This is a genomic window from Paracoccus xiamenensis, assembly GCF_011308835.1.
GTDB classification, from domain to species: domain Bacteria; phylum Pseudomonadota; class Alphaproteobacteria; order Rhodobacterales; family Rhodobacteraceae; genus Paracoccus; species Paracoccus xiamenensis.
In genome coordinates, this window is the sequence record NZ_JAAOHY010000001.1 from 966,113 (window position 1) to 983,272 (window position 17,160).

Annotated in this window: 12 protein-coding genes and 1 pseudogene; 6 read left to right on the plus strand and 7 right to left on the minus strand. The window is 61.5% G+C overall.

Annotated features, from left to right (window positions below; translation table 11 throughout):
* The first annotated feature begins 14 nt into the window (after nt 1-14).
* Complete coding sequence (ispG, locus tag G7044_RS04740) at nt 15-1,139, plus strand: flavodoxin-dependent (E)-4-hydroxy-3-methylbut-2-enyl-diphosphate synthase (protein WP_166326502.1); 1,125 nt, start codon at nt 15-17, stop codon at nt 1,137-1,139.
* Between the two features lie 185 nt (nt 1,140-1,324).
* Here ispG and G7044_RS04745 read toward each other — a convergent pair whose 3' ends face one another.
* Nucleotides 1,325-2,074: a DsbA family protein gene (locus G7044_RS04745; RefSeq protein WP_166326504.1), complete on the minus strand. Its 750-nt coding sequence runs from the start codon at nt 2,072-2,074 to the stop codon at nt 1,325-1,327.
* 132 nt (nt 2,075-2,206) lie between these two features.
* Between G7044_RS04745 and G7044_RS04750 the strand changes: the two genes are divergently transcribed.
* The 3 genes from G7044_RS04750 (at nt 2,207) to G7044_RS04760 (ending at nt 7,229) form a co-directional block, all read left to right on the plus strand.
* Nucleotides 2,207-3,343 (plus strand): pyridoxal phosphate-dependent aminotransferase, encoded by a 1,137-nt coding sequence (locus G7044_RS04750; protein WP_166327377.1) that lies wholly within the window; start codon nt 2,207-2,209, stop codon nt 3,341-3,343.
* A complete protein-coding gene (locus G7044_RS04755; protein ID WP_166326506.1) occupies nt 3,343-4,530 on the plus strand; it encodes an N-acetylmuramoyl-L-alanine amidase in 1,188 nt (395 codons plus the stop codon). Before G7044_RS04750 ends, G7044_RS04755 begins: the two co-directional genes overlap by 1 nt.
* 113 nt (nt 4,531-4,643) lie before the next feature.
* Nucleotides 4,644-7,229: a penicillin-binding protein 1A gene (locus G7044_RS04760; RefSeq protein WP_166326508.1), complete on the plus strand. Its 2,586-nt coding sequence runs from the start codon at nt 4,644-4,646 to the stop codon at nt 7,227-7,229.
* Here G7044_RS04760 and G7044_RS04765 read toward each other — a convergent pair.
* Nucleotides 7,223-7,744 carry an MgtC/SapB family protein gene (locus G7044_RS04765; protein ID WP_166326510.1) on the minus strand — a complete coding sequence of 174 codons (522 nt, stop codon included), beginning with the start codon at nt 7,742-7,744 and terminating at the stop codon, nt 7,223-7,225. The two genes, G7044_RS04760 and G7044_RS04765, sit on opposite strands and share 7 nt — an antisense overlap.
* 138 nt (nt 7,745-7,882) lie before the next feature.
* Here G7044_RS04765 and prfB point away from each other — a divergent pair, with 138 nt between their 5' ends.
* Nucleotides 7,883-9,010 (plus strand): peptide chain release factor 2, encoded by a 1,128-nt coding sequence (gene prfB, locus G7044_RS04770; protein WP_166326512.1) that lies wholly within the window; start codon nt 7,883-7,885, stop codon nt 9,008-9,010.
* A 477-nt stretch (nt 9,011-9,487) separates the two neighbouring features.
* Nucleotides 9,488-10,519, plus strand: coding sequence for a DUF262 domain-containing protein (locus G7044_RS04775; RefSeq protein ID WP_235931183.1), 1,032 nt, complete (start codon nt 9,488-9,490; stop codon nt 10,517-10,519).
* Between the two features lie 776 nt (nt 10,520-11,295).
* Here the strand turns inward: G7044_RS04775 and G7044_RS04780 are convergent.
* The 5 genes and pseudogenes from G7044_RS04780 to oppB form a co-directional block, all read right to left on the minus strand.
* Nucleotides 11,296-13,149 (minus strand): ABC transporter ATP-binding protein, encoded by a 1,854-nt coding sequence (locus G7044_RS04780; RefSeq protein WP_166326516.1) that lies wholly within the window; start codon nt 13,147-13,149, stop codon nt 11,296-11,298.
* Nucleotides 13,149-14,183, minus strand: coding sequence for an oligopeptide/dipeptide ABC transporter ATP-binding protein (locus tag G7044_RS04785; RefSeq protein WP_166326518.1), 1,035 nt, complete (start codon nt 14,181-14,183; stop codon nt 13,149-13,151). Before G7044_RS04785 ends, G7044_RS04780 begins: the two co-directional genes overlap by 1 nt.
* Nucleotides 14,184-14,325: 142 nt before the next feature.
* Nucleotides 14,326-15,294 (minus strand): annotated as a pseudogene (locus tag G7044_RS04790) (oligopeptide/dipeptide ABC transporter ATP-binding protein); the annotation flags it as partial.
* Between the two features lies 1 nt (nt 15,295).
* Entirely contained in the window at nt 15,296-16,219 is a 924-nt protein-coding gene (locus tag G7044_RS04795; protein ID WP_166326522.1) for an ABC transporter permease subunit, read from the minus strand.
* Nucleotides 16,220-16,229: 10 nt separating this feature from the next.
* Nucleotides 16,230-17,153, minus strand: coding sequence for an oligopeptide ABC transporter permease OppB (gene oppB / locus G7044_RS04800; protein WP_166326524.1), 924 nt, complete (start codon nt 17,151-17,153; stop codon nt 16,230-16,232).
* Nucleotides 17,154-17,160: the final 7 nt, after the last annotated feature.

The window sequence follows — 17,160 nt, forward strand, 5'->3', positions numbered from 1 at the left end:
AAAAGAGGTTTCAGATGACCCACAACCCGATCCGTCCCTGGCGCGACATCGAACGGCGCAAGTCGCGCAAGATCATGGTCGGCAATGTCCCCGTGGGCGGCGACGCCCCGATCAGCGTGCAGACGATGACCAACACCGATTCGTCGGATGTGCGCGCGACGCTGGACCAGGTCATCCGCGCGGCCGAGGCGGGGGCCGATATCGTGCGCATCTCGACCCCTGACGAATCTTCGACCCGGGCGCTGCGCGAGATCGTCCGCGAAAGCCCGGTGCCGATCGTGGCCGATATCCATTTCCACTATAAGCGCGCGTTGGAGGCCGCCGATGCCGGCGCGGCCTGCCTGCGCATCAATCCGGGCAATATCGGCGATGCCAAGCGCGTGGCCGAGGTGGTGCGGGCTGCGCGCGAGAATGGCGCCTCGATCCGCATTGGCGTCAATGCGGGCAGTCTGGAAAAGCACCTGCTGGAAAAATATGGCGAGCCCTGCCCGGATGCGATGGTCGAAAGCGGGCTGGACCATATCAAGATCCTGCAGGATCACGATTTTCATGAATTCAAGATCAGCGTGAAGGCCTCGGACGTGTTTCTGGCCGCTGCGGCCTATCAACAGCTGGCCGATGCGACCGACGCACCGATCCATCTGGGCATCACCGAGGCCGGGGGCCTGCGTGGCGGCACGGTAAAATCGGCAATCGGCCTCGGCAACCTGCTTTGGGCCGGGATTGGCGATACCATTCGCGTCAGCCTGTCCGCCGATCCGGTCGAGGAAGTCAAGGTCGGCTTTGAGGTCCTGAAATCGCTGGGCCTGCGCACGCGCGGCGTGCAGATCATCTCCTGCCCGTCCTGCGCGCGGCAAGGCTTTGACGTCATCAAGACTGTCGAGGCGCTGGAACAGCGGCTGGAACATGTGAAGACGCCGATGTCGCTGTCGATCATTGGCTGCGTGGTCAACGGGCCGGGCGAGGCATTGATGACCGATATCGGCTTTACCGGCGGCGGGGCTGGGTCGGGCATGGTCTATCTGGCCGGACGGCAGGACCACAAGATGACCAACGACCAGATGATCGACCATATCGTCGAACTGGTCGAGGAACGCGCCGCGAAGATCGAAGCCGCAAAGGCCGAAGCGGCAGAATAATTTTCGGGGCGTTCCCACGCGCCCCAAGATCTTTCAACTCCGAAGACAAACGGTCTGCCCGCGGGATCAGGGATTCCGGCGCAGCGATGCCGTCGCGGACGTGTTGCTAGCGAAGCGGGCTGGGACGGTCAGGAAGGCGGCCAACGGGGAACCGCATGGCCGCTTTATCCCGCATCTATATAGGTTTAGCTGTCAGACTTCGCCTTTTCGCGCGCCTGTTCGATCACCGGCACGATGCCCGATTGCGGCATGCCACGCATCAGCGTGTCACCGATGATGAAGCTTGGCGTGCCGGCGATCTGCAGCGCGTCGGCCAGTTGCGCGTTCTTGCGCAGCACATCGGTCACCGCATCCGAGCTCATCGCCGTGATAACCTTGTCGGCATCAAAGCCCATCTCCTCGGCGGTGGCCTTCAGCCCTTCGACGGTCACATTGCCGCGCATGGTAAAGAAATGGTCGTGCACCTTCTTGTAGGCCGCATCGCCCTCGTTCTGCTTGACCGCGATGGCAAAGCGCGCGGCAAGGTCGCTTTCCTGCCCGAGGATCGGAAGATCCTTGAAGATAATTCTTACGTTCCCGTCATTTGCGACAGTTTCCTCGACATGCGGGAAGACCTGCCGGCAAACGCCGCAGCGGTAGTCGATGAATTCGACCACGGTCACGTCGCCTTCGGGATTGCCGCCGACCCAGCTGTGACCGTCATTATAGATCTGCTCCTGAAGCTGGGCGATCATGGCGCTGTCGTTTTTCGCCTCGTCAGCCACGCGGCGCTGTTCCAGCTCTGTCATGGCTTCGATCAGGACCTGCGGATTCTCCATCAGATAGGCGCGGACGGCGGCGCCGAACTGTTCTTTCTCGCTGTCGGACATTGCCCCCAGATCAAGGGCAAGCGCGGGCGTGGCGGTCAGCAGCAGGGCGGCGATCAGCGATTTCATCTTTGCGTCCTTTTCATTTCTGGCCGGAGACTGGCCGCAAATCCCCACGATGACAAGCCAAGGATGCGTGATCCGCTTGACCCGGCGCCGGGCTGGCGGGCATAGACCATGACAAAAAGAAGCGAGGCAGAGATGCGGCAGTCGAAGCGGGGTCAGGTCGATCCGTTCATCGTCATGGACGTCATGGAGGCAGCGCGCCGTGCCGAGGAGGCGGGTCGCAGCATCATCCATATGGAGGTAGGCCAGCCCTCGACCCCTGCACCGGCCGCTGCACGTACCGGGCTGAAGGCGCGGCTGGATCATCCGCTGGGCTATACAGTTGCGCTGGGTCTGCCCGAATTGCGGGCCGGGATCGCGGACCTCTATAAACGCTGGTACGGCGTCGATCTGGACCCGGCCCGTGTGGTGGTGACGCCCGGGTCCTCGGGGGCGTTCATGCTGGCCTTTGCGGCGCTGTTCGACGCTGGCGACCGCGTGGCTTTAGGCGAGCCAGGGTATCCCAGCTATCGCCAGATCCTGCGCGCCATGTCGCTGGAACCCGTGGGCATCCAGACCGATCCGGCCCATCGCTATCAGCCGCAGCCGCACGAAATCCCGGCCGATGTCGCCGGGCTGATGCTGGCCTCGCCCGGCAATCCATCGGGCACCATGCTGAGCCTTCAGGACTATCGCGGGCTGCTGGGACGCGCCAGGGAGCTGGGTATCAGCGTGATCTCGGACGAGATCTATCACGGGCTGAGCTATGGCGAGCGTTGTCACTCCGCACTGGAGGTCAGCGACGACGTTTATGTCATCAACTCGTTTTCGAAATATTTCTCGATGACCGGCTGGAGGATCGGCTGGATGGTCGTGCCCGAGGATCATATCCGCACCGTCGAACGCATTGCCCAGAACATGTTCATCTGCCCGCCCCATGCCAGCCAGGTCGCGGCGCTGGCGGCGCTGGATGCGGTTGATGAATGCGAAGCCAACATGGCCACCTATGCCGAAAACCGTCGCCTGCTGCTAGAGGCGCTGCCGAAGATCGGTTTCGACCGCATCGCGCCGCCGGACGGGGCCTTCTATATCTATGCCGATGTCTCGGATCTGACCGATGACAGCCGCGCGCTTGCCGCCGAGATCCTGGAAGGCGCGGGCGTCGCCGTCACGCCGGGGCTGGATTTCGATCCGTTGCGGGGGGTGCAAACGCTGCGTTTTTCCTATGCCCGCAGCACCGCCGATATTGCCGAAGGCATCGCCCGGCTAACCCGTTTCATGGGCGCGCGCTAATGCGTTGGCTGCTGCTGATCTGGCTGCTGATCCCCTTCGCGGCACATGCCGAAGGGCCGGTGCGGCTGGACGTAGCGGCCTCGACCATCGTGATCGACAAGGAGGATCTGGTGCTGTCGCTGCGGCTGGACGCGCCCGCGCCTTACCGCATCTTGCTGCTGGATGATCCCAAGCGGCTGGTCATCGACATGAAGGGGCTGGAACTGGACGGCACGGACGCCGCATCGATCCCTGGATCCACCGCAATGGAGGCAGTGCGCGCCGGCCCTTTTCGGACCGACTGGGGGCGCCTGGTCTTTCAGTTGCGCGCGCCCTATGCGGTGATCGAGGCCGTCCAGCAGACCGGGGGCACAGGGCAGGGCGCAACGCTGCGCCTGCGACTGTCGCCTGTCGCGGCTGAAGATTTCGCTGGCGCGCCCAACGCCATGTCGGCGCTGTGGAACCTTCCGCTGCCGACGACGCCGGTCGTCGATCCGTCACGGCCTCAACCCTTACGGGTCGCCATCGACCCCGGCCATGGCGGCATCGATTCCGGCGCCATCGCAGAAGGCCTGCGCGAGGCCGATCTGATGCTGACCTTTGGGCGCGAACTGACCGAAAAGCTGATCCGCGCCGGATTCGAGGTGGTGCTGACGCGCCGCAAGGATGAATTCCTCGGGCTGGAGGCGCGGATGACCGAGGCGCGGGCCTCGGGCGCGGATCTGTTCATCTCGCTTCATGCCGATGCGCTGCCAGAGGGGCAGGCGGCGGGGGCGTCGGTGTTCATCTGGAACAGTCAGGCCGATGATCGCGCCTCGCGCCAGTTGGCAGCGCGCCATGACCGCGCCGATCTGGTGGCCGGTCTGGATCTGCAGGGCACAGACGACCAGATCGCGGGCACGCTGATGGATATGGCGCGCGCCGACACGCAGCCCCGATCCGAAGCATTTGCAAAACACCTGTCGTCCCATCTGGCGCAGGCCGGGCTGGCGCTGCATCGCAATCCGGTGAAAGGTGCGGCGTTCAGCGTATTGAAATCACCGGATATTCCCTCCGCCCTGGTCGAGATGGGTTTCCTGACTGACGCAAGGGACAGGGCCAATCTGACCAATCCCGAATGGCGCGCGCGCATGGCGCAGGCCATCGCCGGCGCGGTCACCGACTGGTCGCAGGACGACAACGCCCGCGCCGCACTGCGTCGGCACTAGGACGCTTTGGCGCGCATTTTTCCGCCCCATGGTCGTTCCGATGACCGAAGCTTGTTTTGACTGCCGCGCCCCCGAAGTTTATGAAGCCGCATAAATACGCGCGAGGCAGGCCTGTGGTCCGATTCATTCTTTCGTTTTTTGGCGGGATTTTCTCGCTTCTGGTGACCGGGCTGCTTTTCGCCATGCTCATCCTTGGTGGGGTGTTCTGGGCCTATGGGCGCGATCTGCCCAGCCATGAACAGCTGTCCCAATACGCGCCCAAGACCATCAGTCGCGTCTATTCCGGCGAGGGGCGCCTGATCGACGAATTCGCGCAGGAACGCCGCATCTTCGTGCCGGGCGAGGAGATCCCCGATCAGGTCAAGCAGGCCTTCGTGTCGGCAGAGGACAAGAATTTCTACGTCCATCACGGCTTCGATGTCATGGGCATCATGGCGGCGGCGCGCGATGCGCTGGTTTCGCGCGGCGAAAACCTGCGCGGCGCCTCGACCATCACCCAGCAGGTGATGAAGAACTTCCTGCTGTCCTCGGATCGCAGTGTCGAACGCAAGGTCAAGGAACTGATCCTTGCCACAAGGCTGGAACAGTCGCTGAGCAAGGATCAGATCCTGGAGCTTTATCTGAACGAGATTTTCCTTGGACAGAACAGCTATGGCGTGGCTGCCGCCGCGCAAACCTATTTCAACAAGACCCTGTCCCAACTGGAACCGCATGAGGCGGCGACCCTTGCATCCATGCCGCAAGCCCCGGGCCGCTATCACCCGGTCAAGGCCAAGGAACGGGTGACGGAACGGCGCAACTATGTGCTGCGCGAGATGTGGCAGAACGGTTATATCGACGAGGCGACCTATCGGTCCGAGGCGGAAAAGCCGCTGCGCTCGGTCCAGAATGGCGACTTCCCCGCATTCGCCGAAAAGCTGCCGCCGCGCGACTATTTCACCGACGAAATCCGTCGCCAGCTGTCGCAGGACTTTGGGCAGGACGAATTTTTCGGCGGCGGCCTGACCATCCGCGCCACCGTCGACCCGACCCTTCAGGGCATCGCAGCAAAGGCGCTGCAGAGCGCCTTGGAAAGCTATGACCGCGGCCGGGGCATCTGGCATGGCGTGATCGCGAAACTCCCCCCCGAAGAGCTGGCCACGGAAGCCGGCTGGCGCGGTGCATTGTTCGGAACCCGCGAAGCCCCCCGCGATGTCGAGGACTGGATCCCCGCCGTGGTGTTGGCCGTTGAAGACGGCAATGCCCGCATCGGCATCGAAGGGATCGAGGAAGACGCCGACGGCCACTGGATCCCGGCCAAGGACGCGCAATGGGCGCGGCCGCTGCTGCCCGACGGCAAACTGGGCGCGCGCGCGCAGGGTGCAGGCGATCTGGTCCAGCCCGGCGACGTGGTGATGGTGCGCGCCATGACCGAGGACAGCACCGGCAAGTTCATCCGCTGGACGCTGCGCCAGGTGCCGCAGATCCAGGGCGGCTTCATGGCCATGGACGTCAACACCGGCCGCGTGATTGCGATGCAGGGCGGGTTCTCGTACCAGTCTTCGGTCTTCAACCGGGCGACGCAGGCAATGCGCCAGCCGGGGTCCAGCTTCAAGCCCTTCGTCTATGCGGCGGCGCTGGATAACAACTATACCCCCGCCACAATCGTCGTGGACGAGGAGATCGCCATCAACACCCCCGCCGGCTTGTGGCGACCCAAGAACAGCTCGAACCGGACCTACGGCCCGACGCCGCTGCGCACCGGGATCGAGCAGTCGCGGAACCTGATGACCATCCGTGTGGCGCAGGATATCGGCATGGACACGGTTGCCAAATATGCCGAGCGTTTTGGCGTCTATGACGACGGTCAGATGCGGCATTTCCTGGCCAACTCGCTGGGGGCGCAGGAAACCACGCTGTTCAAGATGGTCGCGGCTTACGCCATGTTCGCCAATGGCGGCGAGCGGGTCGAGCCCACTCTGGTCGACCGCGTTCAGGACCGTCGCGGCCGCACCATCTATCGCCACGATCAGCGCGATTGCGTCGGCTGCGCGCAGAACGCCCTTCCCGCCGGCACCGCGCCCGAAATCGACACCAACCGCGAACGGGTGATGGACGCGGTCACTGCCTATCAGTTGACCTCGATGCTGGAAGGCGCTGTCAGGCGCGGCTCGGGCAAGGGGGTCAACCTGCCGGTGCCGATTGCTGGCAAGACCGGGACCACCAACGACGCGAAAGACGTGTGGTTCATCGGCTATTCCAGCAATATCGTTGCGGGCTGCTATCTCGGCTATGACCAGCCGCGCTCGCTTGGTGACAACGCCTTCGGCGGAACGCTGTGCGTGCCGGTCTTCAACGCCTTCATGCGCGAGGCTGTGCGCGAATTCGGCGGCACCCGGTTCCGCGTCCCTGAGGGCGGCCATTTCGAAAAGATCGACCGCTTCACCGGCCAACTGCTGTCGGCGAATGCCTCGGGTGACAATGTCATCTCGGAATTCTTCCGCAACGGCACCGAAAACGACGCCGGCCGCATGATCGATGGCGGCTTCGTCGCCAGGGTCATGCCGAAGGTCGAAGGCATCCCCGACACACTGAAAGAGCTGCCGAAATCCTCGGGCCAGGGGGCGGGGTCAAAGTCGGTCACGACATCGTCCGGGAAGCGCAAGGTGATCCCGCAGAAGGCTGATTTCGGATCAATGTCTTCGGGTGGCCTTTACTGATCTTGACCGTTCGGGTCTGGCTGCGTTTCAAGGCTCGCGCCGTTCTGTGCGATTGGTTTAATGGAGATGCGGACCAGCCACAGAACGATCAGCGCCATCAGCGTCGCCATGCTGGCCAGCAGCAGGTCACCAGTCCCGCATGCAAGCCCGATTGCCCCCACCAGCCACATGGACGCTCCGGTCGTCACGCCACGGACATTCATGCCGTTGATGACAATCGACCCCGCTGCCAGAAACGCGACGCCAGAGGTCACCGCCTCAATCAGTCGGCCCGGATCATAGGCCATCGCTGCCTGCGGGTCGCCCTCGATATGTGTCAGTTCCATCGCGATGATGGTGAAAAGCGCCGCGGCCAGCGAGATCAGCATATGCGTGCGAAGGCCCGCTGCACGCGCGTTCGCCTCTCGCTCCCATCCGATCAGCGCACCGAGAAACAAGGCTGCGGACATCCGCAGCGTGGCGTCCAGTTCAGACATGGATTCAAGGTGGCCAATATACTCTAAGACTCGCTCCATGACACTCTCATGACAGTACTGTGACAACAATGAACGCGGGGTAGCCTGTCCGGTTTCGTGCTCGCCTTTCATGCGGCCCTTGTGAGGGCGTCATTGACGGGTTATCTGACGGGCCACCCTTAAAGAAGGACCGAGCCCATGCGCGCCGACACTGCCGCCACCATCGAAGCGATCCGCAAATCCCTGCGGCTGCTGGCGCAGCGCATGGACTGGGAAACCGCGCCGCACAGGCTGGAAGAACTGAACGCGATGATCGAGCAGGGCGATCTGTGGAACGATCCCGCGCGGGCGCAGAAACTGATGCGCGACCGGCAGGCTTTGTCGGATGCGGTCGAGGGTTATCGCCGCATCGCGGGCGACTTGGAGGCGAATGCGGAGATGGTCGAACTGGCCGAGGCCGAGGGCGACGCGGATCTGGTTTCCGAGGCCGAGGCGAACCTGAAATCGCTGGCCGAGGAAGCCGCGCAGAAGGAGCTGGAAGCCCTGCTGAACGGCGAGGCGGACGGCAACGACACCTTCCTGGAAATCAACGCGGGCGCAGGCGGAACGGAGAGCGCGGACTGGGCGTCAATGCTGGCGCGGATGTATGTGCGTTGGGCCGAGAAGAAGGGCTATGACGTTGAACTCATTTCCGAATCTCCGGGTGAAGAAGCGGGCATCCGGTCGGCGGCCTACAAGATCTCGGGGCATAATGCTTATGGGTGGTTGAAGACGGAGTCGGGGGTGCATCGGTTGGTGCGGATTTCGCCTTATGACAGTGCGGCGCGTCGGCATACGTCTTTCAGCTCGATCTGGGTTTATCCGGTGGTGGATGACAATATCGAAATCACCATTCCGGACAGCGATATCCGCATCGACACTTATCGGTCCTCGGGCGCGGGCGGGCAGCACGTCAACACCACGGATTCGGCGGTGCGGATCACTCACCTGCCGACGAATATCGTTGTGACAAGCTCGATGAAGTCGCAACACCAGAACCGTGAGGCCGCAATGAATGCTTTGAAAGCAAGGCTTTACCAGATGGAGCTCGACAAACGCAACGCCGAGATCAACGCCCAGCACGACGCCAAGGGCGATGCCGGCTGGGGCAATCAGATCCGGTCTTATGTGCTGCATCCCTATCAGATGGTGAAGGATCTGCGCACCTCGCACGAGACCTCGGACACGCAAGGGGTGCTCGACGGCGACCTCGACGCGTTCATGGCGGCGACCCTGGCGCTGGATGTTTCGGGCAAGAGCCGCGCCGAGGCGACGGCCGAGGATTGAGCCTCACCACCCGTACACAGGGTGTACACCGGGTGTGCACAGGGTGTGCATATTGGGTGTGGGAGTCGGATGGCGACTACGGTTCACTCCAGAAGCGAACAGTTTACAGAGTGGCTAGATGGGTATCTCCGCTCCTGAGGGTGTAAAAAGGGCAGCTGGCGGCGTATACCTGAGCGGCCTTAGCCGGCAGTGGCGAGCATCCCAATATAAAAGCCTAATGAGTGCTTCCATTGGCACGCGCTAGCTGCCATAGAATAAGGGTTGGTAATGAACACGCGCCCCCCATTTGACGCCATGTAATGGAAGCATGTCATGCATATTCGAACCGAAAGGCTCGCCCCAACTATCCAGCCTACGCTTCAAAAAAGTCCTCCCACTTGAGCAGTGATCGCAGAGGAAAGTTCTGCTGTCATTTCAGAAGGTATATAATAAATGCAGATAACTAGTAACAACTATAGCATTATCGAAATCCTTCATATGCTTGAGCGCCGAGAACTCGTTGTAAACCAAGACTATCAGCGGGGTTCTGGCATATGGCCGACTGGACCAAGTAGCTACTTTGTAGACACGATTATCGAGAATTTTCCCTTCCCGAAAATCTACATGTACGAATTCGTAAATCGGGAAGATCGCAAGGTTCGTAAAGAAATTGTGGATGGCCAGCAGCGAATATCTGCGATTACTAGATTTTATCAAAATGAATTCGCTCTTGGTTCAGACTCAAAATATGCGGGTTGCCGGTTCCAGGATTTGAATGATGAGGCTCAGGAGAAATTCCTAACTTACGTTGTTTCTGTGGACGTAATACGCAGTGCTCAGAGAGGCGAAATTCTCCAAATGTTTAGGAGGATGAACGCTTACACGCTGCCTCTTAACGAGGCCGAAAAGCGTCATTCTTCGTTTCAGGGAGAATTCAAATGGTTCGTAAATGAATTTGCCGATAATCTGAACGAGTTCTTCTTGGAGTTTGGGGTATTTACCAATCGTCAAATTGTCCGAATGTCTGATGCCGCAATGATTTCCGAGTGTGTGGATGCGTATGAGAACGGCGTGATCAGTTCGAGTCCGAAGAACTTGCGACAACTCTACCTGCGCTACGATGAACACTTTGATCGCCGTATGCAATATCATGAGATGTTGTCGGAGACGTTCCAGTTCATCGTTGAGAACCTAGTAAAGTTGCGGACCACATTCATGATGAAGCCCTATGCGCTTCACTCGCTGATTACTGCTCTCTTGCATTGCCGGTTTGGCATTCAGGCTATCCAAGATGAGTGGGGGGTGCAGCCTCTCGGAGAATTTTCTGTCGATCCCCGGAATGCCGAGCTGAAGCTTCTCGAACTCGCTCAAGCTCATGAGGCAAAGGAAGATGACGGTCCCCATGCAAAGTATGTATGGGGATGCTTAAGCACCACAGACAGAAAGTCCCGCCGAACGGCACGTGTAGCAGCGATTCTGCGGATTCTTGGCGCGGACGTCCCGGAAGCAGTAGATGCCGATCTCGCTTGATGCTCTTCGAAACAAACTACAGCAACGCCTAAATGTTCTCGACGGCGCATTTGATAGGCATGTCGTGAGCCCGATCGTTGTTCGTAAAACAGACAAATTTGCGTTACAGGAAGGGTATGTATCGGCTCTCTGGCAGACGTGGTGTAGCTTTTGTCGAGAGATCATTATCCACTCTACACAGGGCGCAATCACGAGATGCGGAACAATCACTACATCACCGTATGGCGCACTATCTGACATGGAAATTGCGTATATTGCAAAACGGCTATCAAAAAGTGAACCAATCAATACCATCAGATCTCTTACCGGAAGCCATCAAGAACATACATGGGGCGACCTCTCAAAGGTGAATATCGTGGCATCTGGCATCGGTTGTAGCAACGGAACCTCGATTCTTGCGGGGCTGTCGGCGTGTGTCCGCATCGCAGATCTGCAACTCTGCAGAAACGCTTCAGCCCACATCAGCAATTCAACGCTACAGGGAGTGAGGGCCGCAAAGGTTCGGTACCTATACAACTCATTTAGGCATCCTTCGGACATGATCTGCTGGGTAGACCCAAACAGTTCTGACTTCCTATGGAAGTCTTGGATTGATGAAATTGAACTGGCCGCAGACTTGGCAGTTAATTAAATCCAACTGAGGCAGCATCAAAGACCCGGATATAGGCTGCTCGCAATGCACCTATTTTAGGCCTGACACGAGAATTTAGAATGATAGGTTGCAGTGTATTGGCGGAAAAATTGTATGAATGGGCGAACTGGGTGGGCCGGACCCCTCACCGATACCCCGCCGCCTGCAACTCAAACAACTCCCGATACCGCCCCTCGGACAGCATCAGTTCCTGATGCGTGCCCTCGGCCTCGACGCGGCCGTTTTCCAGCACCAATATCCGGTCGGCCATCCTCACGGAGCTGAAGCGGTGGGAGATCAGGATGGCGGTTTTGCCGGTGGAGAGGTGTTTGAAACGCTCGAACACCTCGAATTCGGCGCGGGCGTCGAGGGCGGCGGTGGGCTCGTCGAGGATCAGGACCTGGGCGTCGCGCATATAGGCGCGGGCGATGGCGAGTTTTTGCCATTCGCCGCCGGATAGCTCGACCCCGTTTGCGAAGCGCTTGCCGATCATCTGGTCGTAGCCGCCGGGCAGTTTGGCGATGACCTGGTCGGCCATGGCGCTTTCGGCGGCGGCCTCGATCCTCGGGCGGTCGGCGCGGGCCTCGATCCGGCCGACGGCGATATTGTCGGCGGCGGTCCAGCTGTAGCGGACGAAATCCTGAAAGATCACGCCGATGGCGGCGCGCAAGCTGTCGAGGTCGTAGGAACGGAGGTCGCGTCCGTCGAGCGTGATGCGGCCTTCGTCCGGGTCGTAGAGGCGGGCGAGGAGTTTCACCAGCGTCGTCTTGCCCGCGCCGTTTTCGCCGACAAGGGCCAGCGTTTCGCCGGCATGGAGCGTGAAGGAGAGGTTGCGGACGGCCCAGGTCGAGGCGCCGGGATAGCGGAAGCCGACATCCTCGAACCGGAAGCCTTCGCGGATGGTGGCGGGGACGGGGATGGCGCCGGGGTCGGAGGTGATTTCGGGCTCGACCTGAAAGAACTCGAACAGGTCTTCGAGGTAAAGCGCCTGCGCGGCGGTCGAGGAGAAGGAGGTGAGCAAGCCGTTCAGAAGCGAACGCAGCCGCTGGAAGGAGCCGGCGAGGAAGGTCAGATCGCCGATACTCAGCGCGCCGGCCAGCGTCGCGCCGACGATCCAGAGATAGGCGGTGTAATAGCCGAGCGTGCCGATGGCGGTGAAGATCACGCCCCAGAAGGCGCGTGAGCGGGCGATCTGGCGGCGCTCGGTATAGAATTTCTCGGACAGCGTCCGGTAGCGGTCGGCGAGGAAGCGGTGGAGGTCGAAGATCTTGACCTCTTTCGCGGTGTCGGGCCAGCTGGCGACCTGGCGGATATAGTCGAGCTCTCGCCGCTCGGGGGTGCGGCCGAAGTCGAGATTGTAGTTCTTCGCGTTGAAATGCGCCTCGCCCAGAAAGGCGGGGATGAGGGTCAGAAGCAGCAGGACGACGAGCCAGGGGTTATAGGCGATCAGGCCGCCGGCGAAGGTCAGGACGGTGACCATGTCCTGCAATTGCTGGAAGATCAGGCCCATCAGCGACATGCGGCCAGCGGCCTGACGGCGGGCGCGGTCGAGCTTGTCCTGGAAGACGGCGTCCTCGAAATCTTCGAGGTCGAGGTTTGCCGCGTGTTCCATCAGGTCCATGGTCAGCGAGATGGTCAGCCGTTCCGCCAGCAATGAATCGATCAGCGAGACGAGGCGGGCGAGCATGTCCGAGAGGATCGCGAGGCCGAATTCGGCGGCGACGAGGATCATCAGGTGGTTGGCCTGCCCGCCGGTGAACCATGCCGACAGGGTTTCGGGGCCGTCGAGGGCCACAAGGCGGATGACCTCGTCGATGATGAGCTTGCCGATCCACAGGGATGTGACCGGGATCACCGCGCGGGTCAGGCGCAGGATCATGGATGCCAGCGTCAGGCCAGGGGCCGCCTTCCAGACGAGGCGCAGGAAGGGCGGGATGTTCTTCATCGCCGCCCAGCGGGCGGCGAAGGTTTTTGGCAGTTCCCTTGGTGGCGGGGCCATCAGGCGGGCTCTGCCACCTGCGCGCGGGCAACTTCATCCGCCGTCAACGGGCCGGGGAAATGGCAGGCGGTCAGGTGGCCGGGGGTGCCCATCAGTGCCGGAACCGTGGCCGCGCAGGCCGATTGCGCGCGCGGGCAGCGGGTGCGGAAGACACAGCCCGATGGCGGCGCCATGGGCGAGGGCAGTTCCCCCGCCAGCGGGATGATGGTCTTGTTCCGCTCCAGCTCCGGGTCGGGGACCGGGACCGCCGACAGCAGCGCCTGCGTATAGGGGTGCTGCGGTGCAGAATAGAGCGATTCCGCCTGCGCCACTTCCATCACCCGGCCCAGATACATGACCAGCACCCGGTCGCTGATATGCTTTACCACCGACAGGTCATGAGCGATGAAAATCAGCGCCAGACCCAGATCGCGCTGCAGATCCGCCAGCAGGTTGATGACCTGCGCCTGAATGGACACATCCAGCGCAGATACCGGTTCATCGCAGATCACAAGCTTGGGTTCCACGATCAGCGCCCGCGCGATGCCGATGCGCTGGCATTGCCCGCCGGAGAATTCGTGCGGATAGCGGTTGATCTGGTTGGGCAGCAGGCCCACGCGTTCCATCATCTCCTTCACGCGGGTCTTGACCGTTTCGCGCGGCAGGCCGGGATGATGGGTGGTCAGGGGTTCGGCAATGATCTGGCCCACGGTCATGCGCGGGTTCAGCGAGGCCAGCGGATCCTGAAACACCATCTGGATGTCGCTGCGATATTTCAGCATCTTGCGCGGGCTGAGGCCGACCAGATTGGTGCCGTCCTGCCAGCGCGCGGTGCCGGTGGCGGGCGCGAGGCCGATCAGCGCGCGCGCCAGCGTCGACTTGCCCGAACCGGATTCGCCCACGATCCCCAAGGTCTCGCCGGGGTTCAGGGTGAAATCGACGCCGCCCACCGCATGCAGCAGGCGCGGTTTGGTCCAGGGCAGGTCGCCCTCACGCCGGATGTTGAAGGTGACGCGCAGGTCGCGAACGTCGAGCAGCGGCTTAGCGTTTGTCATCGGGCAGCTCCTGCGGGGTTCCGGCAGTGGCGGGGCCAACGGTCAGGCCCTCGGTGATGTGCTCATCTGGATCGCCGATATCCATCTGCCCCATCTCATCGGCGGCGGCTTCCATCGGCAGGTCGGTGTGATGGGTCGGACCGGCGCGGACCACATCGATCTCGGCATGGCAAGCGCGTGTGCGACCGCTGGCGAATGGGGTCAGGGCCGGGCGCTTGAGACTGCAAAGATCGAAGGCGAAATCGCAGCGAGGCTCAAAGGCGCAGCCGGGCGGCGGGTTCGACATATTGGGCGGGCTGCCGGGAATGGCCGACAGCTTGTCGCCCTTCTGGTCTACACGCGGGATCGCGGCCAGAAGGCCCTTGGTATAGGGGTGGGTCGGATCGACAAAGATCGCATCCGTGCCGCCTTCCTCGCGGACGCGGCCGCCATACATGACGACGACCCTTTCGCACGATCCCGCCACGACGCCGAGGTCATGGGTGATCAGCATCATCGCCATGCCGAATTCGGCCTGTAGATCGGCCAGCAGCTTCATGATCTGCGCCTGCACCGTCACATCCAGCGCGGTGGTCGGTTCATCCGCGATCAGCACGTCGGGCTTGCACAGCAGCGCCATGGCGATCATCACCCGCTGGCGCATCCCGCCGGAAAACTCGTGCGGATAAAGCCGCGCGCGCCCCTTGGCGTCAGGTATGCGCACCGCGTCCAGCATCCGCACCGATTCCGCGACCGCCGCCGATTTCGACAGCCCGTGATGCAGCATCAGCACCTCGGCCATCTGGTCGGAGACCCGCATATAGGGGTTCAGCGAGGTCATCGGATCCTGAAAAATCATCGCGATATGTTCGGCGCGAATGCGGTTCAGGGTCTTCAGCGGCGCGTTCAGGATTTCCTGCCCGTCAAAGCTGATGCTGCCGTCGGCCCGTCCGTTCTTGGCCAGAAGCCCCATGATCGAAAACGCCAGCTGCGACTTGCCAGAGCCGGATTCGCCCACGATGCCCAGCGTCTCGCCCCGTTCCAGCGACAGGTCGATGCCGTTGACGGCATGGACCTGCCCGTCATTGGTGTTGAAGGTGACGTTGAGGTTGTTGATGTCCAGAAGTGCCATATCAGCGGTCCTTCGGGTCGAGCGCGTCCCGCAACCCGTCCCCCACGAAGAAGAACGAGAACAGGGTCACAACGAAGAACCCCAGCGGGAAGGCGAGTTGCCAGATGGTGCCGTAGCGCATTGTGCCTGCGCCTTCGGAAATCAGCGCACCCCATGACGTCAGCGGCTCTTGCACGCCAAGGCCGAGGAAGCTGATGAAGCTTTCGGTCAGGATCATCAGCGGCACCAGCAGCGTCGCATAGACCGCGACCACGCCCAGAAGGTTGGGCACGATATGGCGCAGGATGATCTTCCATGTGGGAACGCCGGTGGCGCGTGCGGCCTCGATGAATTCGCGGTTTTTCAGGGTCAGGGTCTGGCCGCGCACGATGCGCGACATTTCCAGCCAGGAGATCAGCCCGATGCCCAGAAACAGCATCGAGATTGACCGGCCGAACATCACCAGCAGCAGGATCAGCACGAACATATAGGGGATCGACATCAGGATATCGACCAGCCGCATCATGATCTGATCGGTGCGCCCGCCGATATAGCCCGAGGTAGCGCCATACAGCGTGCCGACGACCACCGCGACGAAGGCGCCGACGATGCCCACCATCAGCGAGATCTGCGTGCCCTGCACGGTGCGCGCGAACAGGTCGCGGCCAAGATCGTCGGTCCCGAAATAGTGCCCGTTGGCCAGCGAGGGCGCGCCCAGTGTCGCGGCAGAGCCCATGACCTCGAAGTCGATATCTTCGTTCGACCAGGCGGCGACGGTATTGCCGAAGGCCGCAAACAGCCCGACCAGCAGCAGCACCACCAGCGCCACGAGGGCCGCACGGTTGCGGAAGAAGCGCTTGCGGGCATCGGCCCAGGGACTGCGGCCCTTGACCTCGGCCTGCGCCATGCGGTCGGACATGCCCTTGATTTTATCGTGTTCTATCATTGTCATGTCGTTAATACCTGATCTTCGGGTCGATCCACGCATAGAGGATGTCGACGACAAGGCTGAACAGGATCGTCAGCGCGCCAATCAGGATCGTGACCCCCATCATCACCGCGTAATCGCGGTTCAGCGCCGAATCGACGAAGGATTTGCCGATCCCGCCGGTCGAGAAATACATGTCGATCACCACCGAGCCGGTAATCATCGAAACGAAGGCCGGCCCCAGATAGGAAATCACCGGCAGCAGTGCCGGTTTCAGCGCGTGGCGCAGGATCACCTTGCGTTCCGGCAGGCCCTTGGCGCGGGCGGTGCGGATGTGGTTGGAGCTGAGCACCTCGAGCATGGAGGCGCGGGTGATGCGCGCGATGGATGCCATGTAAGAGGTCGAAAGCGCGATCACCGGCATGATCCAGAAGCTGGGGTCAGACCAGCTCCAGCCGCCGCCGGGCAGCCAGCCGAGAGTGAAAGTGAACAACAGCACCAGGATCGGCGCCATCACGAAGTTCGGCAGCACCTGCGCGCCGATGGAGATGCCGACCGCCAGATAGTCCAGCCAGCTGTTGTGCCGGATCGCCGCGGCCGTTCCCAGCGCGCAGCCGACCAGAACCGCGAACAGGAACGAAATCAACCCGTAGGTCAGCGTCACCGGGAAACCGGCAGCAATCACCTGGTTCACCGTGCGGTCGGGATATTCAAAGCTGGGTCCGAAATCGAAATGGAATATGACCCCGGACAGGTAGTTCCACAGCTGCACCAGCACCGGCTGGTCCAGTCCGTATTTCGCGTTGATATTCGCCAGAACCTGCGGGGGCAGGGCGCGTTCTTGCGTAAAGGGGCCACCGGGGGCCATATGCATCAGCAGGAAGGATGCGACGATCAGCAGAAGCAGAGTCGGAATCGCAACGCCGATGCGTCGAAGAATGAAGCCAAACATGCCTGTC